The sequence below is a fragment of the Flavobacterium sp. 245 genome, assembly GCF_004362055.1.
Taxonomy (GTDB): domain Bacteria; phylum Bacteroidota; class Bacteroidia; order Flavobacteriales; family Flavobacteriaceae; genus Flavobacterium.
Window position 1 is genome coordinate 354,141 of the sequence record NZ_SNXB01000003.1, and the last position, 22,770, is coordinate 376,910.

25 protein-coding genes are annotated in these 22,770 nt (G+C 32.5%); 12 read left to right on the top strand and 13 right to left on the bottom strand.

What is annotated here, in order from left to right:
• The first annotated feature begins 227 nt into the window (after positions 1–227).
• Positions 228–1,715: a CCA tRNA nucleotidyltransferase gene (locus EV145_RS07605; RefSeq protein WP_243739219.1), complete on the top strand. Its 1,488-nt coding sequence runs from the start codon at positions 228–230 to the stop codon at positions 1,713–1,715.
• Positions 1,716–2,085: 370 nt separating this feature from the next.
• Positions 2,086–3,111, top strand: a complete 1,026-nt coding sequence (locus EV145_RS07610; protein ID WP_133524621.1) for a COX15/CtaA family protein — start codon at positions 2,086–2,088, stop codon at positions 3,109–3,111.
• A gap of 221 nt (positions 3,112–3,332) precedes the next feature.
• Here the strand turns inward: EV145_RS07610 and EV145_RS07615 are convergent, their stop codons facing one another.
• From EV145_RS07615 to EV145_RS07660, 10 genes are all read right to left on the bottom strand, one after another.
• On the bottom strand, positions 3,333–4,100 hold the full coding sequence (locus tag EV145_RS07615; RefSeq protein WP_133524622.1) for a LytR/AlgR family response regulator transcription factor: 768 nt from the start codon (positions 4,098–4,100) through the stop codon (positions 3,333–3,335).
• Between the two features lie 36 nt (positions 4,101–4,136).
• Positions 4,137–4,505 carry a 2TM domain-containing protein gene (locus EV145_RS07620; RefSeq protein ID WP_133524623.1) on the bottom strand — a complete coding sequence of 123 codons (369 nt, stop codon included), beginning with the start codon at positions 4,503–4,505 and terminating at the stop codon, positions 4,137–4,139.
• Positions 4,506–4,523: 18 nt separating this feature from the next.
• Positions 4,524–4,892, bottom strand: a complete 369-nt coding sequence (locus EV145_RS07625) for a 2TM domain-containing protein (protein ID WP_133524624.1) — start codon at positions 4,890–4,892, stop codon at positions 4,524–4,526.
• 18 nt (positions 4,893–4,910) lie between these two features.
• Entirely contained in the window at positions 4,911–5,216 is a 306-nt protein-coding gene (locus tag EV145_RS07630) for a 2TM domain-containing protein (protein ID WP_243739220.1), read from the bottom strand.
• A gap of 2 nt (positions 5,217–5,218) precedes the next feature.
• Positions 5,219–5,548, bottom strand: coding sequence for a 2TM domain-containing protein (locus EV145_RS07635; RefSeq protein ID WP_133524626.1), 330 nt, complete (start codon positions 5,546–5,548; stop codon positions 5,219–5,221).
• 2 nt (positions 5,549–5,550) lie between these two features.
• On the bottom strand, positions 5,551–5,853 hold the full coding sequence (locus tag EV145_RS07640) for a 2TM domain-containing protein (RefSeq protein WP_133524627.1): 303 nt from the start codon (positions 5,851–5,853) through the stop codon (positions 5,551–5,553).
• Between the two features lie 2 nt (positions 5,854–5,855).
• The gene (locus EV145_RS07645) at positions 5,856–6,158 is read right to left on the bottom strand and encodes a 2TM domain-containing protein (RefSeq protein ID WP_133524628.1); all 303 of its coding nucleotides are present in this window, start codon (positions 6,156–6,158) and stop codon (positions 5,856–5,858) included.
• A 2-nt stretch (positions 6,159–6,160) separates the two neighbouring features.
• Complete coding sequence (locus tag EV145_RS07650) at positions 6,161–7,519, bottom strand: 2TM domain-containing protein (RefSeq protein ID WP_133524629.1); 1,359 nt, start codon at positions 7,517–7,519, stop codon at positions 6,161–6,163.
• A gap of 22 nt (positions 7,520–7,541) precedes the next feature.
• Complete coding sequence (locus tag EV145_RS07655) at positions 7,542–8,165, bottom strand: hypothetical protein (protein ID WP_133524630.1); 624 nt, start codon at positions 8,163–8,165, stop codon at positions 7,542–7,544.
• Between the two features lie 410 nt (positions 8,166–8,575).
• The gene (locus EV145_RS07660) at positions 8,576–10,741 is read right to left on the bottom strand and encodes a TonB-dependent receptor (RefSeq protein WP_133524631.1); all 2,166 of its coding nucleotides are present in this window, start codon (positions 10,739–10,741) and stop codon (positions 8,576–8,578) included.
• A gap of 142 nt (positions 10,742–10,883) precedes the next feature.
• Between EV145_RS07660 and EV145_RS07665 the strand changes: the two genes are divergently transcribed.
• From EV145_RS07665 to EV145_RS07705, 9 genes are all read left to right on the top strand, one after another.
• Positions 10,884–11,342, top strand: coding sequence for a DinB family protein (locus EV145_RS07665; RefSeq protein WP_133524632.1), 459 nt, complete (start codon positions 10,884–10,886; stop codon positions 11,340–11,342).
• Positions 11,343–11,488: 146 nt separating this feature from the next.
• Positions 11,489–11,947 carry a YciI family protein gene (locus EV145_RS07670; protein ID WP_133524633.1) on the top strand — a complete coding sequence of 153 codons (459 nt, stop codon included), beginning with the start codon at positions 11,489–11,491 and terminating at the stop codon, positions 11,945–11,947.
• Between the two features lie 3 nt (positions 11,948–11,950).
• Positions 11,951–12,526 (top strand): sugar O-acetyltransferase, encoded by a 576-nt coding sequence (locus tag EV145_RS07675; protein ID WP_133524634.1) that lies wholly within the window; start codon positions 11,951–11,953, stop codon positions 12,524–12,526.
• A complete protein-coding gene (locus EV145_RS07680) occupies positions 12,526–12,915 on the top strand; it encodes a VOC family protein (protein ID WP_111363319.1) in 390 nt (129 codons plus the stop codon). The genes EV145_RS07675 and EV145_RS07680 overlap by 1 nt, the downstream gene beginning before the upstream one ends.
• A 288-nt stretch (positions 12,916–13,203) precedes the next feature.
• Positions 13,204–14,484, top strand: coding sequence for a chloride channel protein (locus tag EV145_RS07685; RefSeq protein WP_133524635.1), 1,281 nt, complete (start codon positions 13,204–13,206; stop codon positions 14,482–14,484).
• Between the two features lie 49 nt (positions 14,485–14,533).
• Positions 14,534–15,133: an HPP family protein gene (locus EV145_RS07690; RefSeq protein WP_133524636.1), complete on the top strand. Its 600-nt coding sequence runs from the start codon at positions 14,534–14,536 to the stop codon at positions 15,131–15,133.
• A gap of 215 nt (positions 15,134–15,348) precedes the next feature.
• Positions 15,349–15,891, top strand: a complete 543-nt coding sequence (locus EV145_RS07695; protein ID WP_133524637.1) for an IS1096 element passenger TnpR family protein — start codon at positions 15,349–15,351, stop codon at positions 15,889–15,891.
• A 93-nt stretch (positions 15,892–15,984) separates the two neighbouring features.
• Positions 15,985–16,344 carry a four helix bundle protein gene (locus EV145_RS07700; protein ID WP_133524638.1) on the top strand — a complete coding sequence of 120 codons (360 nt, stop codon included), beginning with the start codon at positions 15,985–15,987 and terminating at the stop codon, positions 16,342–16,344.
• Positions 16,345–16,389: 45 nt separating this feature from the next.
• The gene (locus tag EV145_RS07705; protein WP_133524639.1) at positions 16,390–17,448 is read left to right on the top strand and encodes a nucleoid-associated protein; all 1,059 of its coding nucleotides are present in this window, start codon (positions 16,390–16,392) and stop codon (positions 17,446–17,448) included.
• A 90-nt stretch (positions 17,449–17,538) separates the two neighbouring features.
• Here the strand turns inward: EV145_RS07705 and EV145_RS07710 are convergent, their stop codons facing one another.
• Positions 17,539–18,120, bottom strand: a complete 582-nt coding sequence (locus tag EV145_RS07710) for a TetR/AcrR family transcriptional regulator (protein ID WP_133524640.1) — start codon at positions 18,118–18,120, stop codon at positions 17,539–17,541.
• Positions 18,121–18,192: 72 nt separating this feature from the next.
• Positions 18,193–18,945 (bottom strand): glucose 1-dehydrogenase, encoded by a 753-nt coding sequence (locus tag EV145_RS07715; protein WP_133524641.1) that lies wholly within the window; start codon positions 18,943–18,945, stop codon positions 18,193–18,195.
• 227 nt (positions 18,946–19,172) lie between these two features.
• Here EV145_RS07715 and EV145_RS07720 point away from each other — a divergent pair, with 227 nt between their 5' ends.
• Complete coding sequence (locus EV145_RS07720) at positions 19,173–21,542, top strand: GAF domain-containing protein (RefSeq protein WP_133524642.1); 2,370 nt, start codon at positions 19,173–19,175, stop codon at positions 21,540–21,542.
• 19 nt (positions 21,543–21,561) lie between these two features.
• On the opposite strand, the gene EV145_RS07725 is transcribed toward EV145_RS07720, so the two are convergent.
• On the bottom strand, positions 21,562–22,746 hold the full coding sequence (locus EV145_RS07725; RefSeq protein ID WP_133524643.1) for a Pycsar system effector family protein: 1,185 nt from the start codon (positions 22,744–22,746) through the stop codon (positions 21,562–21,564).
• Positions 22,747–22,770 lie beyond the last annotated feature (24 nt).

The window sequence follows — 22,770 nt, forward strand, 5'->3', positions numbered from 1 at the left end:
ATTGATTTGTTTTATTGTTTCATAGTTTTTTTCTGCCACGAATTTCTCGAATTTTCACTAATTAAAAATCTTTTTAATCTGTTGAAGAAAAAAAATAAATTCGTGGAAATTCGTGAAATTCGCGGCAACCATTTCTATTTTAGTAAAATTCTGCAGGACAAAATGTGAAATTGTTCAAAAAAGTGAGCTCTAGATTATAATAGGCATTTTCTATGTTGTAAATTTGCATGCATTTTATTTCTACTGAAATTAAAAAATGCTTTTATTCAAAAATCACTCAATTCGTGGCTATACAAACAAATTATAAAACTGCTTTACAAAACAAAATCTTCGATATTATTTCGAAAGCTTCTCAGGAACTGGACGTTGACTCTTACGTAATTGGCGGATTTGTTCGTGATTTGCTTTTAAACCGAGGTTCTAAAAAAGATATCGACGTTGTAGCCGTTGGAAGCGGTATCGAATTAGCACTTAAAGTATCTCAAATGCTTCCCAATAAACCAAAAGTTCAGGTTTTTAAAACTTATGGGACAGCAATGCTTCGTTTTGAAGATACGGATATTGAATTTGTTGGCGCCCGAAAAGAATCTTATAATTTCGATAGCCGAAATCCAATTGTAGAAAACGGAACTTTGCAGGATGACCAAAATCGTCGTGATTTTACGATCAATGCTTTGGCGCTTTCTTTAAACGAAAATAGTTTTGGAGATCTGCTAGATCCTTTTAATGGCTTAGCCGATTTAGAAAATAAAACGATTAAAACACCTTTAGATCCAGATATTACGTATTCTGATGATCCTTTGCGAATGCTTCGTGCGATTCGTTTTGCTAATCAACTGAATTTTGAAATTGAAGAGAATTCGCTAAATGCAATTACAAAAAACGCAGAAAGAATAAAGATAATTTCTGGCGAAAGAATTGTTGATGAATTAAACAAAATTCTTTCTACAGATAAACCTTCTACAGGATTTTTACTTTTATATAAAACCGGACTTTTAGACTTAATCCTGCCTGAATTAACTGCATTGAATCAGGTGGAAGAAGTTGAAGGACACACGCATAAAAACAATTTTTATCATACACTTGAAGTAGTTGATAACATTTGTCCAAATACAGATGATGTCTGGCTGCGCTGGTCGGCTTTGCTGCACGACATTGGAAAAGCACCAACAAAACGTTTCAATAAAAAACAAGGATGGACTTTTCATGGACATGAGTTTTTAGGTGGAAAAATGGCCAAGAAAATATTCGAGCGTTTGCATATGCCATTAAATCACAAAATGAAATTTGTGCAAAAAATGGTTATCATGAGTTCACGTCCAATTGTTTTGGCACAGGATATTGTTACTGACAGCGCTGTTCGTCGTTTGGTTTTTGATGCGGGCGAAGATGTAGAAAGTTTAATGACTTTGTGCGAAGCTGATATCACAACTAAAAATCCGGCAAAATTCAAAAAATACCATAAAAACTTTGAAGTTGTCCGCAAGAAAATTGTGGAAGTGGAAGAGCGTGATCATGTTCGTAATTTCCAACCGCCAATTTCTGGCGAAGAAATTATGGAAATGTTCGATTTAAAGCCTTCACGCGAAATTGGAGTTTTGAAAGAAGCGGTAAAAGAAGCTATTTTAGAAGGCGATATTCCGAATGAATATCAAGCTGCTTATGATTTTGTGATTAAAAGAGCTGCGAAGTTGAATTTAACGCTTAAAAAATAATGGACATTGTAGGAGCTTTTTTTTTATTTCTTTTTCTATTGGTCCTTACAGTATCAAATATTCTTTTTCTAAAAAGTTTAAACAAAAACGAAATTACACACTTCAAATATAAATTAATATTTTTTGTAATGTGTTTGGTTTCTCTCTTTGCAACGGTCCTTACTTATTACTTTTTTAATAAGTATATTTTATTTGGCTTATTCAAAATACAAATGATCAATAGCTCCTATAATGCCCGATTTACAGCGGTTTCATCGATTGGCATTTTAAATATTATAGGAAACTTTTTAATCCTAAAATTTTATTTAAAAAAGATTTATTTAAAAGAAAAAAATATAAAAACAAAAGAAATCGAATTAATCGGAACAGAATGAAAAAAGAGAATAAATCAGTAATCATTTGGTTACTATCAGGTTGTGTTTTATTGTTTTTAATGGTTGTCGTGGGCGGTATTACACGTTTAACCAATTCAGGTTTATCAATGACCGACTGGCATTTGGTAACCGATACCTTTCCGCCATTAACAGATGCTAAGTGGCAAGCCGCTTTTGACGAATACAAGAAATTTCCTGAGTATCAAAAAATCAATATTCACAACGATTTTCAATTAGCAGATTATAAATTTATTTATTTCTGGGAATGGTTTCACCGTTTCATTGGCCGTATCATCGGACTTGTGTTTTTTGTGCCATTCGTTTACTTTTTGATCAAAAAGAAATTAGACACCGATACAATTAAAAAATGCGTTGTGCTTTTAGGAATGGGCGCTTTTCAAGGTTTTCTTGGCTGGTTCATGGTTCGCTCTGGTTTAATTGACAATCCAGATGTTAGCCATTTCAGACTTTCTTTACACTTGACTTTTGCTTTTATCACTTTTGCCTACACGCTTTGGGTGGCGCTTGATTTGATTTATCCGGAAAGAAATATCAATAAAATAATTCCGCTTCGCACTATTGCCCGTTATGCTTTGGTTGCCTTGTTAATTCAGATTATTTATGGCGGATTTGTTGCTGGACTAAACGCTGGATTAATTCACAATCACTGGCCTTTAATGAGCGACGGAGAATTTATTCACGAGTCGGTTTTTATTGAACAATCAACTTTGATAAAAAACTTGATTGAAGGAAAAAGCGGTGTTCAATTTGTTCACAGAACTTTTGCTTATGTAGTTGTTGCTATTATTCTTTTTCTTTTCTTCAAAAGCAAAAAATATACGCTTACTAGTACACAGTCAAACGGAATAAAAACGTTAGTTATTTTTGTTTTCATTCAGTTTTTACTTGGTGTTTTCACCTTATTATATAGCGTACCATTCGCTTTAGGATTAATTCACCAAATTATGGCGTTTTTCCTTTTGAGTGCAATGACGTACACGTTGCACCGATTGAGCAAATAATTCAAAAATTAAGACATAAAAAAATCCTTCATTTTGAAGGATTTTTTGTTTTTAAATATGGCCTTATTAATATTCCCAATCTTTGTCCAACCGGATTGAAATCCGGCCCTACAAAATACATCGAGCCGCTGGCTCTTTATACTTGGATTGAATTATGGAACAGCTAATATTGGAACAATCTTCTAAAAATTCGTATTCCTATCGAAATTATAAAATCAATTTTACCCTAACCACGCTTTAAAATCTTGAACTTTTTCGCGGCTTACAATTACCTCATCTTCTTTATATGTTGGCAAAATAACTTTAAGTCGGGAATTGGTGTAAACCTGAATTTCTTTTATTGCTTGAAGCGGCACAATAAATTTTCTGCTTACGCGAAAGAAATCCTTCATATCTAATTCTTGCTCCAAAATTTCTAAAGTAGAATCGATTAAGTAATTTCTGTTATCAAAAGTATGAATGTAAGTTCCTTTGTTTTCACTAAAAAAACATTCGATTTCATCAGTAGTAATTACTTTTAAATGCTGTCCAATTTTAACGGTGAATCTCTTTTTGTAATTTTTCTCAAAAGGATTTGACAACATTTGGCGGATTTGCTCAAAATCAAGCTGCAGATTAGAACTTTCAGAAACCGCTTTTGGAAGTCTCATCTTGAATTTTTCGACTGCTATTTCCAGATCATCTTCGTCAATTGGTTTTAAAAGATAATCTATACTGTTTAATTTAAATGCTTTTAATGCATATTCATCATAAGCAGTTGTAAAGATGATGGCGCTTTTTATATCTATTTTTTCAAAAATTTCAAACGACAAACCGTCCGATAGCTGGATATCCAAAAAAATCAAATCTGGATGTTCGTTGTTTGCAAACCAATCTACTGATTCTTCTACAGAATGCAGCATGGTTTTTACTGCAATATCAAGTTTTTCAAGCTTTCTCTGGAGCAATCTTGCTGCCGGTTTTTCGTCTTCTATAATTAGTGTGGTCATTTATTTGGCTAAAAAATTGGAAAATCTATTTCAAATTTACTCCCATTTATTGGTACTTTGGTCTTCTTTTTCCATAAATTTCCGGATTTTCTTCTGTTCCCAATCTTTGGTAAAAAAGACATCTGGCCCAAATACCGAAAATGCATGAATTAATAATGCTATTCCCCAGTAAAAAGCAGTAGAATAAGTGTGCCAGTCTGATAAACCATTGTAGATTATATCTTTTCCAAATATATCACGGTTCAAATTTGTTATTATAATTATTGCATTTACAATAATATAAATTCTCAAATGTGAGTAAAAACCTTTTATTCTTTTTACTTTTCTATAGGCAATATTGAAGTTTTCATCTGAGCTGAATTCTTCGTCATAGTCTTCAAAAATATTTCTTCTAAAACGTCCCATTTTATTACTTTGTTAAAGTTATTGCCATTTATTGCTCTTTTGTGATTCTTGATTCATGTACTCCTGAATTTTTCTTTCTTCCCAATCATCACTAAAGAAAATTTCACGTCCAAAAACGGATACGGCGTGCATCAATAATGCAATTCCCCAATAAAATGCTGTCGAATAAGTATGCCACTCAAACAAACCACTGTCATTAAAATGAATCCCTATAAAATCCCTATTTAAATTTGAAATGATAATAATTGCATTAACAATAATATATACTTTTAAGTGGGAGTAAAAACCTTTTATTCTTTTAACTTTCCTATATGCAATATTAAAGCGTTCATCATTCGGAAATTCTTGTCTGTATTCTTCGTACATGCGTCTTCTTAAGCGTCCCATTTTATTTATATTTAAGGATTATTGCCATTTATTTTTATTCTCTTTTTCTTTCTCCATGAACTCTTTGATCTTTCTTTCTTCCCAGTCTTTTCCAAGAACCGGAAATACATCAAAAACCTTCAATCCATGAAAAATAACTCCAACGCCCCACCACATTAATGGCCAATAAAACCAAAGATGATTTGGTGAAGTCATTAAATTTATAACAATCAAAACGATGTTTACTGAAATATAGGCCGTTAAGTTTCCATAAAAACCTTTAATATTCTCGACTTTCTTTTTTGCCAAGTAATATTTATCCTCGTCATTAAAATTTACTTCCATGATTATTCCCATTTTTGTTTTTTTACTTTTTTATCTAAAAGGCTTTTCATTTTCTGCTCTTCCCATTCTTCATCAAAAATCTTATACGAAGCAAACAAATCAATCACAGACACTAAAAATACACTTGTCCAGATTACCATTACAACACTATTTAAATATTGTGCAGGAAAAAAATTCAGTGAAACTCCGTAACATTCTTTTAAAAGATAGATTATCAATCCAATTGCATAAATAAATGCATGTACATATAAGGATTTAAGTTTAACAGCTTTTTTGCTGAAGATTTGTTGAAACTCAAATTTTTCTCGGTCATTACTACAATTTGTTTCCATGACTATTTTGAAGTTTGTTTATTCTTTTCTTTTTCTAAAATTTCTTTTATTTTTCGTTCTTCCCATTCTTTACTAAAGGCGGGTGAAATTTCAAAAGCTTTTAATCCGTGTATCACTACACCTATTCCCCAGCCCATTATACACCATACAAACCATAAATATTCTGGTGAAGTCAGCAGATTTATAACAATCAGGATTACAGTGACCAGAATAAAAACGGTTAAATGCTCATAAAATCCTTTAATTTCTTTTACTTTTTTTTGAGCTTTTTGATAACGTTTTGCTTGAGTATGATCAGGTTCCATGATTATTGCCAAGTTTGTTTGCTGTTTTCTTTCTCTAAAATCTCTCTAATTTTTCGCTCTTCCCATTCTTTGCTGAAAGCCGGAGAAATTCTAAAAGCCTTAAGTGCGTGCATGACAATTGCAAATCCCCAACCTAACAAAGACCATACAAACCATAAATATCCTGGCGAAGTCATTAGATTTACAACTATAAGTATTGGATTTACGAGAATAAAAACCGTCAAATGCTCATAAAATTCTCTAAGTTCTTTTACTCTTTTTTGAACCTCTAAGTAACGCTCTGCTTTAGTATAATTTGGTTCCATGATTATTTCCAAGTTTTTTGTTTGTTTTCCTTCTCTAAGATTTCTCTAATTTTTCGTTCTTCCCAATCTGAGCTGTATCCAAAAACTTTAAAAGCATGCATTACAACTCCAAATCCCCAACCTAAAGCAGAAAACCAAAACCACTGAAATCCAGGAGAATACCTCAAATTTATAAAAATTAAAAATGGTATCACACAACAATATGAAATTACATTTCCGTAAAATCCTTTTAATTCTTCTACTCTTTTTTTAGCTCTGAAATAAGCTTTATTTTCATCGCTATAGTCTGCACTTGTTTCCATAACTGTAATTTGTTTGGTTAAAATTGGAATTTTAACAGTGAATGTTTCTTCATTTTGTTCAATCACCACTTTTCTGTTTGTTACAATTCCGTATCGATTTACAATATTCTGCAGCCCTACTCCTTTACGATCCTGCAGTACTTCTTTCTTTTGAAAATCATTCTGAATTGCCAAATAATCTCCGTCAATAAAAATTCTGATATGCAAAGGCTTTTGCTCACTTACAACATTGTGTTTTACAGTGTTTTCTAATAAAAGTTGCAAAGACAACGGAACTACTTTTGCATCTGGATTTATATCTGTTGTTGGCAATTCGTAAAACAGACTATTTTCAAAACGCATTTTAAGCAAATTCATATAGGTTTTTGCGAATGATAATTCATCCTCAACCGACACTAATTCTTTGTCTTTTTGCTCTAAAACGTAGCGATAGATTTTAGATAAAGAAGTTGTAAATCGTTGTGCATTATCTGGATTTTCTTCGATCAAAGAGCTTAAAACATTCAAGCTGTTAAAAAGAAAATGCGGGTCGATCTGATTTTTTAAACTCTCGAATTGTGCATTTGCTGTTCCCGCAATAATCTTTTGCTGTGTTATTTCGAATTTTGAAGCTTGTTTCCACTTTACCATAAAACTTCTGGCTTGCAGAAAAGTTGAAACCCCCAGAGAAACAACGATATAAAAAAGATGCACCCAAAGCATTCGTGCGCTAAAAAAAACATCTAAAGTCACGTTTTGCAAGACAACAAAAATGAAATAATTTATTCCTAAAACTACAGGAACCGTGTACAAAACCGTACACAAAATCCCATAATAAACTCTCAAGTTCGTCTGCTCCAGCCAATCCCATTTTTTATCTAGAAAAACACTGATAAACCCGTTTCCAAAACCGAGTCCGAAAGAATAAAGACAGCTTACAAAAAAAGTAACCAGAACGTTCTTAACACTTAAATCGTCTCCTAAAAATGCTGAAAACAAGATTGCAAAGACCATAGAAATCTTAAAACATGTGATCGTTCCACTTTTTACATCTGCAAAGCTACTTCTATAGTCTTTCATTCTAAATCAGCTTAAATTAAATTTATTTTTTACAATTTTTTTGAGTTTCCAAAGCTCTTTCTAATCCCCATTTTGGAGAGAAAGGAGTTGCAGGTTTAAATGTAGCAAAAAGTTCAATAGCTCTATCAACTTGCGCACATAATGGTTTTGTATCAACACCAGACCATTTTGCTCCGCCAATTTGATAATCAGCTTCACCAAAAACAATTCTCGGATTATTTGGATCTATCGCTTTTCCTTTGGCGTAAGCTTCCATCACTTTAGCCGAATATTTCATTCCGTTTGTCATTGGATCTGCAACTACCCACGCGGTATAAATTAAAGCCTGCATGGCATAAAGTTCTGCATTATTCTGATCTTTTATCAATTCGACATCTAAAGCATCCTGAGCTTTTGTTAATAACAAATCGATTTTTGTTTTATCTTTTTCACTGAAAGCGGCAGTCGTGTTGATTAAAGCTACATAATAATTTGGCAGATAACTTGTTTTTTCTGCCGCAGCAATTCTTTCAAACATTGCCGATGCTTCAGCATTTTTTCCTTCTTTCCAAAGCCCAAAAGCTTTTCCCATTCCTTGTTCAAATTGTGTCTGAGCTGATAATAAACTGCAGATAAATAATGTTGTAATTGTAATAATTTTGGTCATGATTTCTTTTTTTTAAGTTTCTAAGTTATTAAGGTTCTGAGGTTCTAAGTTTTCTTTTAAAGATTCTGAGGTTCTGAGTTGCTAAGGTTCTAAGTTTTTTTTTGTCTTAGAATCTCAGCAACTTAGTGACTCCTTTAATTGATGATTAAAACTCTGTTTGTTAATTTATACTTCAAAAGTATGTTGGTTTTTATTCTTTTAAAATTAAATGTTGCTGAGTTGTTGATTTTGGTTACTGAATTGTTTCTTTCTTTAGGTACAAAGGTTTAGAGTTGCAAAGGGACAAAGGTTTTTTCGTTTAGGTTAAGAGGACGAAGGTTCAAAGTGACAAATATTTTTACATTTAAAAATTTAAATCATTAAAAGAAAACCTCTGAACCTTTGAGCCTATGTTCCTCTGAACCTAAAAACTACAAGTTTTTCAACTGATTCTCTTTTTTATCCTGGCTGATTGTCCAGAAGAAGCCTACGAAGAAAAATCTGTCTGCAGTTGGTGTTACCGCTTGTCTTTGATATACTCCGTTTGGATCTGGGAGTTTTGCGTAGTCATATCCAAAGATATTTTGTGTTCCTAAAATGTTTGAAACAGAGAAATAAAGGATTTTTTGTGTGGTCAATAAATACGCCCAGTTAAAACTCAAACTATTATACGATTTTGTTTTTCCGTTCATAAATTGTGTCTGGTTTGGATCATTGTACGGACGTCCCGAACTGTAACTGTTTGTAAATCCGATCTGTGATTTCCAATCCGTAATGAAATATTTCGTTACGACAGACAAACTATGATTGGCAATAAAACTTGGCGTTGCCATTGTTGGAAAATTCTTGTATTGTCTTTCCGAATCGATGTACGAATATGAAATCCAGTATTCTAAATTTTTGTACAAATTGCTGTCTCTCCAAAACAAATCGATTCCTTTTGCATATCCCGAACCGTTGTTATTAAAAACCGAATTATATTGAAGATCTTTAGTATCATATTGAACTAAATTGCTGTAATCTTTGTAATAAGCTTCGGCTCTAAAAGTTTGACCAGGTTTTGTAAACTGATAATTCAGGATATAATGTCTTGCTTTTTCACTTTCAAATTGGTGGTATTTTGAATATTTAATATAATCAACAACTGGAGTTTGAGAAAAATCTCCATAAGCGAAAGAAAACTGACTGCTTTTTGAAACTTTGTAAGCCAATGAAGCTCTTGGCGCAATATTGTTTTCGTCTAACAAACTATTATTTGAAAATCGTAAACCTACTTTCATTGCTAATTTTTTAGAGAATAAAATATCACCTTCGGCATACGATGCAAAAATGTTCGAATCGTAACCGTTTGCAACATTAATAGACACATTATCATCAAAATTTTCATTGTATTTTGTAATAAAATAATCGGTACCAAAAGACAATTTAAAATAGTTTGACACTTTTTTGGTCAGTTTAAGTTTCAGCTGCGCTGCATTTTCATTGCTGTCAACATCACTAATATTGTAGGTTACTTTATTTTTGCTGTAACCGTAACTAATTCCTGATGTAATTTGCCAACCCGTTCCAAAACTTCCTTTGTATGAAGAATTCAAATAAAAGTTATTATTGTTCATATCTGTTCTGATCGGATTTTCGAAATTGATATTTTTCTGATTCAGATCAAATTTTTCAGAATCAAAAGCGGCATATAATTTAAAAATTCCATTTGTAAAATTATATCGGTAAACCGTTTCTCCGCCAAGCGATTGATACGGATTATTCCAATCTACATTTTGAGGAATCACTACTTGATAAGGTGCTAAATTAATGTAAGTCATATTGACGCTTAACGAGCTTTTTTTGAATTTTTGGGTATTTGCCAAACTTAACCCAACAGTCATTAAACCAATATCTGTTTTTTCATGATCTGCTTCATCTTGTGTATTTAAAAGCAAAACACTTGATAACGCTTCACCATATTCTGCTGAATAACCTCCAGTAGAAAAAGCAATGCCGCTGAACAAAAAAGGAGAAAATCGGCTTCTTGTTGGTAAATTATTTGTTGTTGCTCCGTATGGCTGTGCAACGCGTATTCCATCAACAAAAGTCTGTGTTTCGCTGGCTTCTCCACCACGCACAAATAAACGGCCATCTTCACCTACATTCTGCGTTCCCGGCAAAGTCTGTAAAGCAGCAATAATATTTCCGGCAGAACCTGCAGTTGTAACGATATCTAAAGGTTTTAAAACCGAAACCCTCGCTTTATCTCCAGATTCAAGTGTTCCGGCAGTAATGACAACAGCATCAAGTGCATTAACATTTTCGCGCAATTTAATCGTCTGATTTTTATAATTGGCAACGTCAATTTCTTGTTTGAAAGTTTCAAAAAGTAAAAAACTTACCACTATAAATTTATTGCCAGTTTCATTTGTTTCAAAAGAAAAATCTCCCGTTTCAGAACTTGTTGCTCCATCGTAAGTTCCGTCAATATAAATATTAGCGCCAGCAACTGGTTTTCCTTTTTGGTCTACAACTTTTCCTGAAATAGTGCTTTGAGCAAAAATTAAAGCAGTAAAAAATAAAAGGCTTATTGAAAAAAATAATTTGGTTTTCATGTCATCTTTGGTTTTTGATGAAGCAAATGTATTTTAACATTTAACGTTAAAAAATATATAATAACTCAATTGTAGAATTTCGAGGATGAGTTGTAAATTACTAATTTGTATCTTAGCTAGAGAATTCCAAAAATCACCTAATATGTCAGAAAACAAAAGAATTTCAAATCTATATCAATCTGTTTACGACGGAAATCCGTTCCTAGAGGTAACTCTTGCAGGCACTTTAAATAATGTGACTGCAGAACAGGCGTATAGAAAAATAAACCCGAAATTAAATACAATTTGGGAAATAGTAAACCATTTAATTCAATGGAGACGAAATATTTTACAGCGCATGCAGGGCGAAACCATTATTACTCCAGATCATAATTATTTTGTTCCTGTTCTAGATCCTTCTGAAGCAGCCTGGGAGCAGTCGCTTCAAACTTTGGCAAAATCACAAGAAGCGTGGACTGCTTTTTTTGAAAATTTTGATGATGAGCATTTGGCAAAAATATATGTCAATAACGGCCATTCTTATTATGAGCATCTTCACGGAATTATTCAGCACGATGTGTATCATTTGGGACAAATTGTTATTTTGAAGAAACTGCTTTAAAAAGTCACTATGTCATTTCCGACGAGGGAGGAATCTCCACCAGAAGCTCTAAAAAGATTCAATTTTCGTTGCGGAGTTGCTTACGGAGATTCCTCCTTTGCCGGAATGACAATATTGAGAGTTATTTAATTTTAACTAAACTAAACATGAAAAAATCAATACTATTATTTGCATTTTTACTGGTAAACGCAATAGGATTTTCTCAGGAAACCAAAGTTAAGTTTGATGAGAAATTGGCAAAATCTCTAAATGCCGATGAATATGGAATGAAGAAATATGTTTTCTGTCTTTTAAAATCGGGAACAAATACAACGGCTACAAAAGAAGAAACTAAAAAACTTTTTGAAGGTCATATGGCGAATATTGGAAAATTAGCAAAAGAGGGGAAACTGGTTGTCGCTGGACCTTTTATGAAAAACGACAGAAATTATCGCGGTATTTATGTTTTTAATGTTGAGACTATTGAAGAAGCAAAAGCACTCGTCGCGACTGATCCCGCTATAAAAGCCAATTTACTCGAAGCCGAATTAACGCCTTGGTACTGCACTGCAGCTTTGCAGGAAACTTTGAAAATACATGAGAAAATTGCCAAGACGAAAATGTAAAATATGAAAACAGAAAAAGAAAAAATGATCTCTGGCGAATATTACAACGCCTTTGACCCAGAATTACTAAAAGGCCGAAGAGCGGCAAAAAATCTTTTGCACAGTTTAAATGTGAAAGAATATAGAGTTACCAAAAAAGCAAAAGAGATTTTGGCAACATTAATTCCGAATGCAGGAGAAGGACTTTATATTGAACCGCCTTTTCATTGTGATTATGGATATAATATTTTTTGCGGTGACAACGTTTATTTTAATGTGAATTGTGTTGTCTTGGACTGCGCTCCAGTAAACATTGGTTCAAATGTATTTATTGCACCAAATGTTCAAATTTATACTGCCTCGCATCCGCTTGATGCTGAATTAAGAAAAACACTTGAAAATGCATATCCAGTCACAATTGGAGACGATTGCTGGATTGGCGGCAACTCTGTTATTTGTCCGGGCGTTACAATTGGAAAAGGCTGTGTTATTGGTGCTGGATCTGTGGTTACAAAAGACATTCCAGATAATTCATTAGCCGTTGGAAATCCAGCAAAAGTTATTCGAAAATTAAATCAAGAACCTGAATCAAAAAAATAATGCTTACCTTAAATAAAGTTCATCATATTGCCATTTTATGCTCTGATTACGAAAAATCGAAATATTTCTATACTCAAATTTTAGGTTTAACAATTATCCGAGAAATTTACCGCGAAGAACGCCAATCTTATAAATTAGATTTAGCCTTGAATGGTTCGTATGTAGTGGAATTATTTTCATTCCCAAATCCGCCCCAAAGACCTTCAAGACCAGAAGCGGTTGGTTTAAGACATTTGGCTTTTGAAGTAATAAATTTAGAAGAAACAATTGCCTTTTTAACTTCCAAAAACATAGAATCAGAACCAATAAGAATTGATGAAACCACCGAAAAACGTTTCACTTTTATTGCAGATCCTGATTTACTGCCAATTGAGTTTTATGAGAGGTAAATTTTAAAGATTCTGAGGTTCTAAGATTCTAAGGGACTAAGGTTTTTTCATTTTTGTCATAAATGACAAACTGTATCTTTACTAATTGACTTAAAAGAAAAAACTTCCCGACTTTGCGACTTTGCGAGATTCATTTACACCGCAATATTCACAAAAACATACTGAAAGAATTTTCTTATTTTAATAATTTTAACATATAATAAGGAACAATTATTATTAAAAAACAGATTTGATTGTCTAATTTTGTGAAATCGCAAATAAAATCCTGCGACAGCAAAATTACTTCTGATGAACAAAACGGCGCAAATCAAAAAAAATCATCAATTCATTAAACTCCGAAAATTAGTTATTGTTTCTATTTTAATTGGCTTCCTGTCTGCCTTTCTCGGAATTTCGCTAAAAAAAATAACCGAATATTACGAAGAAATCTTCTTTCATGAAGTTTCGGTTCATCCCATATTTTATATCATTTTCCCAGTTTTCGGATTATCTGTAATTTATTTTCTGAGACAATATCTTTTTAAGAAAAAAGAAAACAAAGGAATCAAAGAAGTTTTTGAAAGTACTTCTTCAAAATCTAAAAATCTGCCTTCATACAAAATTCCATCACATTTTATAAACGGATTATTGACTGTTATTTTTGGAGGTTCTACCGGAATCGAAGTTTCTACTGTTGTGGCAACAGCAACAATTGGTTCGGTAGCACACGAAAAAGAAAATGTTTTTCGTCAATACAAAACCGAATTAATCTGTGCGGGTGTTGCAGCTGGAGTTACAGCACTTTTCAGTAGTCCAATTGCCGGAATTTTATTTGCTCTTGAAGTTATTTCTAGAAAAGTGACACGTGCATTTATGATCTCTAATGTAATTGCCGTTTCTATAGCTTTTGGTTTGCTTACTATTTTAAAAGAAGAACCTTTGTTTGCGGTTTCTATTGCGACTTGGCATCTAAAAGCTATTCCGTATTTTATTCTATTAGGAATTTTAGCGGGAATTAACTCCGTTTACTTAACGCGCTGTGTATTATTCTTTAAATCACAATTTGGTAAAATTGACACACATTATTACAAAATCCTGATTGGTTCAGCTGTCTTGAGTATTTCTTTATTTACTTTTCCGCAATTGTACGGAGAAGGATATCACGCTATAAAAGGAATTTTTGGCAGTTCAAGTGATCTTCCATTGACTATAACTTTAGCACTTACCTTTATTGGAATATTAATTCTAAAACCAATTGTAACCTCAATCACTCTTGCCTCCGGAGGTGACGGTGGCGTTTTTGCACCAAGTTTGTTTATTGGAGCCTTTTTAGGATTATTATTAGCATCTGTATTAAACAGCTTCTTTCATGTAAATGTAATTCCGCTAAACTTCATGATTATCGGAATGGCTGCGGTTTTAAGCGCCAGTATTCATGCGCCGTTTACAGCAATTTTCTTAGTCTGCGGACTAACAAATGATTACACTTTGTTTTTTCCAATTCTTGCAGTTTGTTTGATTTCAAAATACACAGCAAAAACAATATATCCGTACACGGTTTATAGTTACGCTCCAAGCTTGACGAAATAATTTTTCTCAGATCGCACAGATTAAAATACCACAACGAATATTTAAAATAATGCCAACTCAAAAAATAAAAAGAAGCTACCGCAAAACACGTTATATTCTTTACAAAGAAACTTTAATCGATTATAAGGAACATTTCTGGTCGTTTATTGGCTCATTTGTCGGAATTGGAATTTTGGCTTATGTTCAATCAATGCATTTTTCCGGCAGTGATGCTGTTTATTTAATTGGTTCTTTTGGAGCCTCGAGCGTTTTAGTTTACGGAATTATTCAGAGTCCGTTTTCACAGCCTCGAAATTTAGTTGGTGGTCATGTGATATCTGCACTTGTTGGTGTTACTGTTCATAAACTAATTCCTGATATTATGTACATTGCTGCACCATTGGCTGTTTCAATTGCCATTATTTTAATGCAGATTACAAAAACACTTCACCCGCCAGGAGGCGCAACAGCTTTAATTGCTGTTATTGGCACAGAAAAAGTAAAAGCGCTGGGTTATATGTATGTACTTTCTCCAGTTTTAACCGGAGTGCTTATTTTACTCTTTACGGCACTGATTTTTAACAATATGACATCAAGCAGAAGTTATCCAAGTCATAGTACTTATCATAAACACTATCATAAAATTAGAAAGAGATTGACAGGGAAGTAATAACTATCTCTACGCTCCTGCAAGGTTTTCAAAACCTTGTAGGTATAACTGTAGTACAATTGCAAACCTACAACATTTTGAAAACCTTGCAGGAACACCAAATTAAATAAACTACAGTAAATCAAAAGATTATTTTTTTTTCAACAAATCGTAATTCGTAATTCGTATTTCGTTTTTTATATTTTACCTTTGACCTCTCAATAAAAACAAAGATTATGGTTTATAAATTTAGAGTAATTCTAGACGCCGAAGAAGATATTTTTAGAGACATTGCAATTCTTGAGGAAGATACTCTTGAGGATTTGCACAATGCAATCTTCAACGCTTTTGGCTTTGACGGATCAGAAGTGGCTTCATTTTATACTTGCGACGAAACTTGGAATCAAGAAGATGAAATTCCGCTTTTTGATACAGGAGATGTTCCTGGCGAAATGAGAACCATGAACGATTATCCATTATCTAGTATTTTAGATAAAGAAAACACTAAAATTATCTACGTTTACGATTTCATAAGCATGTGGACATTCTTAGTTGAATTGGCTGCTATTGAAGAGGAAGCCGTTGGAGCGACTTATCCTGAAACTCTATTCTCTCATGGTGAAATGCCAGATGAAGCTACAGAAAAAAACTTCGAAGCTGATGACATGCACAATGATATCTACGGTGAATTTGAAGACGATTTAGACGAAGATGATCTTGACATGTTCGAAGGCGACGACAGCTTTGAAGATTATGGATTTGAGGAGAATTGGAACTAACGTTAGTCACTAAGATTCTGAGATACTAAGACTCTGAGTTTTTTTTTGTTTGAGAGATTTTTCTTATTTTTAAAATTAATTTAAAAATAAAAAATGAGTCATTTTAGAAAAATCTTAGTTTGGCAAAAGTCAATGTCCTTAGTCTCCAAAATTTACAAAGCAACACGTACATTTCCAAAAGAAGAAATATTTGGATTAACTTCGCAGATACGTCGAAGTTCAGTTTCCATTCCGAGCAATATTGCTGAAGGGTCAGGCAGAGAAAGCAGTAAAGATTTTTTACGATTTTTGTACATTTCTCTTGGTTCTATATTTGAGATGCAGACCCAGCTCGAAATTGCAAAAAATATAATTTACATAAACGAAGAAGAATTTAACCTTTTATATGAGGATAGTCGAGAGATCGAAAGAATGTTAGCGTCATTAATCAAAAAAATTAAAGACAATAATTAGAAAACTTAGAATCTTAGAAACTTAGAATCTCAGCAACTCAAAAAAATGATCAACCTATTCAACACCCACATCGAGACGCTTTCTATACATCGCGTAGGAAATAAAAGCCGTAACGAAGCTATTTTTTTATCAGAGCAACCATTTAATTTAAATGATGAAATTGTTCCTCTGATAAAAGAATACTTTTTTAAGCCTTTTAGAGAAAAAGAAGAAAACTATTATCAGTTTGCACACGAAGTGGACTTGGATTACAACGACATGTTTAAATATGCAACTGAAATTTTTGCAAACCCGTCTAGTGTTCAAGAGGTTTCTAAAAAAATTACAAAGCATTTGTACGAGCAGTCAAATCATCCGCATATTAAAAACGGAGAGGTTTATGTAACCTATTTGACAAACTTAAGCATTGATAATAATGTAGTTGACGCAATCGGAATTTTTAAAAGCGAATTACAAGCCGACTTTTTACAGTTTGAAGAAAAAGACAGCAATCTTGAAATGATTTTACAGCAAGGAATCAACTTGAGCAAATTAGATAAAGGATGTTTGATCTTCAATTATAAAAAAGAAGAAGGATACAAAATTCTAACTGTCGACAGCAACCGTTATGATGCACGTTACTGGTTAGAGCACTTTTTATCTGTAGATGCTTTTGAAGATGAAAATTTCATCACTAAAAAATATTTAAAATTCTGTCAAAACTTCGCAAAAGATGTTGTTTTGCCAGCAGAAGACAAGAAAGAGGAAGTGATGTTTATGAACCGATCTGTGAATTATTTCGCTAAAAATGATCAGTTTGAAGAGCAAAATTTCTTGAATGAAGTATTAGATAATCCAGACTTAATTCCTGAATTCAAAAACTATAAAGTTGATAAAGGAGAAAAATACAGCATCGAAGATGTAACCTCATTCCCAATTGCCAACGCAGCCGTTTCTGATGCTAGAAAATCGATTAAAAACGTTATTAACTTGGATACGCATATTCAAATTAAAATGGATTTCATCAATCCTGAAAGCGCAGAAAAATTTGTTGAAAAAGGCTGGGATGAAGAAAAACAAATGTATTACTACTTAGTTTACTTCAACAAAGAAGAAAAAAGCTAAGAAGTTTTCATTTTCTATTACTTACTTAAAACAGAAAACGGCAGTTACAAATGTAACTGCCGTTTTTTTTTATTGTCACAAATTTTGATGCTATAAAATCGAAAATACTGCTTTTACAATATCATCATAAACTTGTTTATCTCTTTCTCCAGTTCGTGCTAAAACCCGAATACCAGAATAATTATTAAAGATAAATCGAGCCAAAACTTTTGCATTTAACTGTTTTGAAATATTCCCTGCCTCCTGCCCTTTTTTCACGGCATTTGTAAAAACTTCTTCCATTGTCTGGGTGTTATTTTTAACAATCTCAGCAATTTCTTCATCGTGCATAGCTAACTCTACAGAAGAATTTACCATAAAACAGCCTTTTGTAATTCGATCTTCAAGACTTTCTATAACGGCTTGTTTAAAAATAGCAAGCAGCGTTTCTTTGACATTTTCAGATTTATCCAAAAGATCTTTTACAGCATCTTGATTCTGTTGCTGATAGCGTTGTAAAGACTTTGAAAACAGTTTTTGCTTATCGCCAAAAGTATCATACAAACTAGAACGGCTTAAACCTAAATGTGTTACTAAATCCTGCGCCGACGTTCCGTTATAACCTTTGTGCCAAAAAATTTCAATTGCTTTATCTAAAGCCTGATCTTCATTAAATTCCTTAGTTCTAGCCATGACATCAAAATTAAATTTCTATACAAAGATACATAATACGGAACAATCATTCCTGAATTTCTGCAAAAAAAATTAGACTACAGCGTTAACAGTAAGACCACCATCAACTACAATTTCTGATCCTGTAATAAATGAGGCATCATCAGAAGCAAGAAATCCAACAGTCTTAGCAATTTCAGAAGCCTGTCCAAAACGTTTCAATAAAATTTTCTCTCCTAAAACGGCTCCAAATCCTTCTACTTGTTCTTTTTCTAAACCTAATTTTCCATAAAGGGGAGTTTCAACAGGACCAGGAGAAACGGCATTTACTCTGATTTTTCTTGGTGCTAATTCTGTAGCAAAAACTTTATTTAAAGATAAAACTGCTGCTTTACTTGAAGCGTATACACTTGAATTTGGCATACCAACATGAGCGTTTATAGAAGTATTAAAAATAATAGAACCTCCATCGTTTAATATTGGCAATACTTTTTGCACTGTAAAATAAACTCCTTTTACATTGACATTCATAATACTGTCATAATGCTCTTCAGAAGCTGATTCTACCGGAGCAAAAGATGCAATTCCAGCATTTAAAAACAGAATATCTACTTTTCCGAATTTTGCTTTTACTTCTTCTACTAAATTATCAATTGATTTTAAATCAGATTGATCTGAAACAATTCCGGTAACGTTTAATTCTGTTTCTGCTTTTGCCAAAGCTTCTTTGTTTCTTCCGGTTACAATTACTTTTGCACCTTTAGCAACTAATTCTGCTGCAGCTGCATATCCAATTCCACTGTTTCCACCTGTTACGATCGCAACTTTGTTTTCTAAATTTTTCATTTTATTTGTTTTTAAGTTATTGATTATTCAATTATTATGGTACAAAGATATAATAACGGAACGATCGTTCCGTTATTAATACTGTTAATTTTTAGTTAAAATAATTAACTGTGATTTCGAAGCCTTTATTTCTAAAGGAATTAACTATTTAACCATAAGCGAAAGAAATTGCAAAATGTCGACGATTCTTAATATTTGCTTAATTTTGTACTCTAAAACAAAATCAGATGGATATTCATTTGTTCAACGAAAGTCCTTTCAAAACAATAATCTCATTTCATAAGTTAATCGAATCCTTTGAAGAAATTGCCTTATCAAATGTCGATTACCGATCGAATTATGCCAAAGCAATTTTAAAGCAAATCGATTCTATTCCAGAACTAAAAACAGGAATTGAGGATTATTCTATCATCAAAAATAATGAAGCTTTAATCAAAAATATTTTAGCTGATTTATTTCCAACGGCTTTAACTCAAAATGAAATAAAAGCCGTTACCATTCCTTTTCAAAATATATCTTTTAATTATACAGAGCGTTTCAAAAAGATCCTGCGTAATGCCGGCGACGAATTTTACATGGAAATTCGTGATTTTGATGACCATCAATTCTATATCAATAACTGTTGCTTAATTTTAAGCAGTTATTACAAACAACACATCGATTTCAACAGACCGTTTTTCTATGACATCCCAGATGAAGAAGGTATTGAAAAACATTATCGCATTTTGTACAATGCCGATTTTATGGAAATTACTCCAACAGAAAATGCAGTACAATTAACTCAGAACGATATTGATAATTTAATTGACAACTATGACGATATTGAACTTTGGAAATCTAAATTCCCGAAAGGAAGCTGGGTATTAAAAGGTTTTGGAATTGTTTCTTTGTTTGATGCCACTACAGAAAGTTCTATCTCTAATTTGAAAAGTAACTTACTGAAAAAAGATAGAGAATCGGTTACAACTGATGAAGTTGTAGCTAATATTTTTAGGTCAATATTTAAAATTCCTGATCTAAAAGTAGGTTTCATTATTTACAATCCAGAAGAAGAAAAATTTGTCAAACCTGCAAAATTAGAAAGTCAGTTACAGAGTTTTTTACTTTCGCACGATCAGGAAATAGATTGCAAAAATGCCTTTTTTGGATGTTCATTTGAAAATCTATTAAACAATAAAGAACCCTTTGTTATTTCGAATGTAAATAAATTCATAGCAGAATCTCCAAATAGAAAATTGGGAGAGCATTTATTGAGTCAAAATATTGAAAGCTGTATTTTTGCGCCAGTAATTAAAGACGATCACTTATTGGGCGTTTTAGAATTAGTTTCTTCAAACTCAAGGGCTTTAAATAGTGTTAATGCTCAAAAACTTGAATTGGTTTTACCGTATTTAACTGACACTATTGATCGTTACAATACGGATATGCAACACCAGATTGAAGCGATCATTCAACGTGAATATACCACAATACACCCTAGTGTTTATTGGAAATTCAGAAAAGAATCTCAGAATTATTTCCAAAACAATAATCCTTCAAAAGATTATATTTTTAAGGAAATTGTCTTTAAAAATGTATATCCCCTATATGGTCAAATCGATATTAAAGGTTCATCTGAGCATCGAAATGAAACGGTAAAAAGAGATTTAAAAAGTCAGCTTACTACGCTTTTGGAAATTTTTGATAATCAGAAACCAAATACAAATCTGGTTCTTTTGGAACAAAGAAAATTTGAGTTGGAATCGCTTAGAAATGAATTAGATTTTCCTTTAAAAGCAGATACAGAGCAACATATTCAAAGATATATTGAAGAAGAAATTCATCCGATTTTAAAAAATACCAAAGGTTCTGCTAAAAATGAGAAATTAGAAGAATTGTATTTTGAAAATTTAGACGAAAAAACAGGTCTATTTTATCAGGAAAGAAAGAAGTTTGACAATGCAATGTCAATTATCAATAAGAAACTGGCTTCTGTTTTAGATAGAAAACAATTAGACGCCCAGCAAATTTATCCTCATTATTATGAGCGTTTTAAAACGGATGGTGTTGAACATAATTTATATATTGGAGCTTCGATTGCGCCAACAAAACCTTTCGATATTATGTATTTGCACAACCTGCGTTTGTGGCAATTGCAAACTTTATGCGAAATGGAATTAGAACATCATCAGCTTAAAGAGTCGCTTCCGTATGAATTGGATGTAACTTCTTTGATTTTGGTTTTTAGTGCACCACTGTCGATTCGTTTTAGAATGGATGAAAAACGTTTTGATGTTGACGGTACTTACAATGCCAGATATGAAGTCGTGAAAAAACGAATTGACAAAGCAAATATTAAAGGCACACAAGAACGAATTACAGAAAAAGAAAAAATTACAATTGTTTATTCTCAGAATAATGAGGAAACTGAATATTTAAAATATATCAAATATCTACAGCACAAAAAAATACTGGAACCAGCAATTGAGCAGTTTGAAGTCGAAGATCTACAAGGCGTTTCTGGTCTGAGAGCTATTCGAGTAAAAGTGATTAACAATACTGTAAATCCAACCGCAAAAAAAATTACTTACCAAGATTTATTAGATGAGCTCAACTAAAATTAGTTGAGCTTATTTTTTAAGCGCCAACTTCTTTAAAAGCAATTACAAAAGCAATTACAGTAATGATTATTCCAACCATAAAAAAATTGTAGGCAATTCGCAGTAAATTGTATTTACGCTGCAAAACTAATCCCAGATAATACAAATCTTTGATCATTGTAGAGTATAAATAATCTCTGTCTTTCATCATTTCGTTCATTGCCCAATCATATTCTTCTAATGGCATTTTATAAAAATTCCCAAAAAACATCAAATTAACTTTTTTGGCTTCAACATCATCACGTGTAAAAAATCCTGATGTCACTTTTGGTCTTGTCGAAAGAATAGCAAAAATAATCGTAATCACACTAGAAATCAACATTATAAATGTCGGAATTACTAAATGCGCATTTTTCGGGCTGTCTAATTTTGGTATAATTGACGAAAGTGCAATCGAAATAATAATTGCATTTACTGACAATAAAATATTCGCTTTACTGTCAGCAATACCGCTTAAACGAGTATGATTTCCAAGCGTAACGCGAAACAGCGTATCAATTCCACGTTCTGGCTTTTCGAGTTTTTCTTTCTTTTTATTTTCTTCTTCAATTGCCGATGCCGCTTTCAATTCCTGTTTGTTAATTTTTTTCTGAATAAGAATTAGATTTTTCTCTTTCAAAGGTTGCCATTTTTTTAGGGCATAATCGGTATAAAAGCGATGTTTATTCAATAAGAAATTTAAATTCTCTCTTGTCCATTCTGAATTAGAAAAACTTACTATTCCAGTATTTTTTAGTTCTAAACGAAGCAATTCGCAGGTAGTCGCATATTCAGTTCCCATTAAATGCGCATAATCTGCATCTTTAATGATTTTTTCTAAAAGCGTTTTTGGTTCATAATCTTTGGCAGTTGCCAAAATCAAACTCGAAACAAGCTGTATAAATTCTTCTGATTTTCCTTTTTCGTGTAAAAAGTCTGTGGCTATTTTACTGCTTTCTTTTTCGTGATTTTCATATCCAGCAATATATCCCGTATCATGAAACCAGGCCGCTACTAGTAAAGCCTCTTTATCCACATCTTTTACATCTTCTTTTTTACATAGCTCTTTTACGGCCGTAACTACTGTGAAAGTATGGTTAAAATTATGGTAAGAATATAAATTAGAAAGTTTATCTTTGAGTAAATTACTGACGAAATCTTCGGATTGTTCTATTAGATTCATAAAAGAATATTTTAATACCACTAA

Coding starts and splice junctions, on each gene's coding strand:
- EV145_RS07605 (WP_243739219.1), top strand. CDS start 228: ATGCATTTTATTTCTACTGAAATTAAAAAATGCTTTTATTCAAAAATC.
- EV145_RS07610 (WP_133524621.1), top strand. CDS start 2,086: ATGAAAAAAGAGAATAAATCAGTAATCATTTGGTTACTATCAGGTTGT.
- EV145_RS07615 (WP_133524622.1), bottom strand. CDS start 4,100: ATGACCACACTAATTATAGAAGACGAAAAACCGGCAGCAAGATTGCTC.
- EV145_RS07620 (WP_133524623.1), bottom strand. CDS start 4,505: ATGGGACGTTTTAGAAGAAATATTTTTGAAGACTATGACGAAGAATTC.
- EV145_RS07625 (WP_133524624.1), bottom strand. CDS start 4,892: ATGGGACGCTTAAGAAGACGCATGTACGAAGAATACAGACAAGAATTT.
- EV145_RS07630 (WP_243739220.1), bottom strand. CDS start 5,216: ATGGAAGTAAATTTTAATGACGAGGATAAATATTACTTGGCAAAAAAG.
- EV145_RS07635 (WP_133524626.1), bottom strand. CDS start 5,548: ATGGAAACAAATTGTAGTAATGACCGAGAAAAATTTGAGTTTCAACAA.
- EV145_RS07640 (WP_133524627.1), bottom strand. CDS start 5,853: ATGGAACCTGATCATACTCAAGCAAAACGTTATCAAAAAGCTCAAAAA.
- EV145_RS07645 (WP_133524628.1), bottom strand. CDS start 6,158: ATGGAACCAAATTATACTAAAGCAGAGCGTTACTTAGAGGTTCAAAAA.
- EV145_RS07650 (WP_133524629.1), bottom strand. CDS start 7,519: ATGAAAGACTATAGAAGTAGCTTTGCAGATGTAAAAAGTGGAACGATC.
- EV145_RS07655 (WP_133524630.1), bottom strand. CDS start 8,165: ATGACCAAAATTATTACAATTACAACATTATTTATCTGCAGTTTATTA.
- EV145_RS07660 (WP_133524631.1), bottom strand. CDS start 10,741: ATGAAAACCAAATTATTTTTTTCAATAAGCCTTTTATTTTTTACTGCT.
- EV145_RS07665 (WP_133524632.1), top strand. CDS start 10,884: ATGTCAGAAAACAAAAGAATTTCAAATCTATATCAATCTGTTTACGAC.
- EV145_RS07670 (WP_133524633.1), top strand. CDS start 11,489: ATGAAAAAATCAATACTATTATTTGCATTTTTACTGGTAAACGCAATA.
- EV145_RS07675 (WP_133524634.1), top strand. CDS start 11,951: ATGAAAACAGAAAAAGAAAAAATGATCTCTGGCGAATATTACAACGCC.
- EV145_RS07680 (WP_111363319.1), top strand. CDS start 12,526: ATGCTTACCTTAAATAAAGTTCATCATATTGCCATTTTATGCTCTGAT.
- EV145_RS07685 (WP_133524635.1), top strand. CDS start 13,204: ATGAACAAAACGGCGCAAATCAAAAAAAATCATCAATTCATTAAACTC.
- EV145_RS07690 (WP_133524636.1), top strand. CDS start 14,534: ATGCCAACTCAAAAAATAAAAAGAAGCTACCGCAAAACACGTTATATT.
- EV145_RS07695 (WP_133524637.1), top strand. CDS start 15,349: ATGGTTTATAAATTTAGAGTAATTCTAGACGCCGAAGAAGATATTTTT.
- EV145_RS07700 (WP_133524638.1), top strand. CDS start 15,985: ATGAGTCATTTTAGAAAAATCTTAGTTTGGCAAAAGTCAATGTCCTTA.
- EV145_RS07705 (WP_133524639.1), top strand. CDS start 16,390: ATGATCAACCTATTCAACACCCACATCGAGACGCTTTCTATACATCGC.
- EV145_RS07710 (WP_133524640.1), bottom strand. CDS start 18,120: ATGGCTAGAACTAAGGAATTTAATGAAGATCAGGCTTTAGATAAAGCA.
- EV145_RS07715 (WP_133524641.1), bottom strand. CDS start 18,945: ATGAAAAATTTAGAAAACAAAGTTGCGATCGTAACAGGTGGAAACAGT.
- EV145_RS07720 (WP_133524642.1), top strand. CDS start 19,173: ATGGATATTCATTTGTTCAACGAAAGTCCTTTCAAAACAATAATCTCA.
- EV145_RS07725 (WP_133524643.1), bottom strand. CDS start 22,746: ATGAATCTAATAGAACAATCCGAAGATTTCGTCAGTAATTTACTCAAA.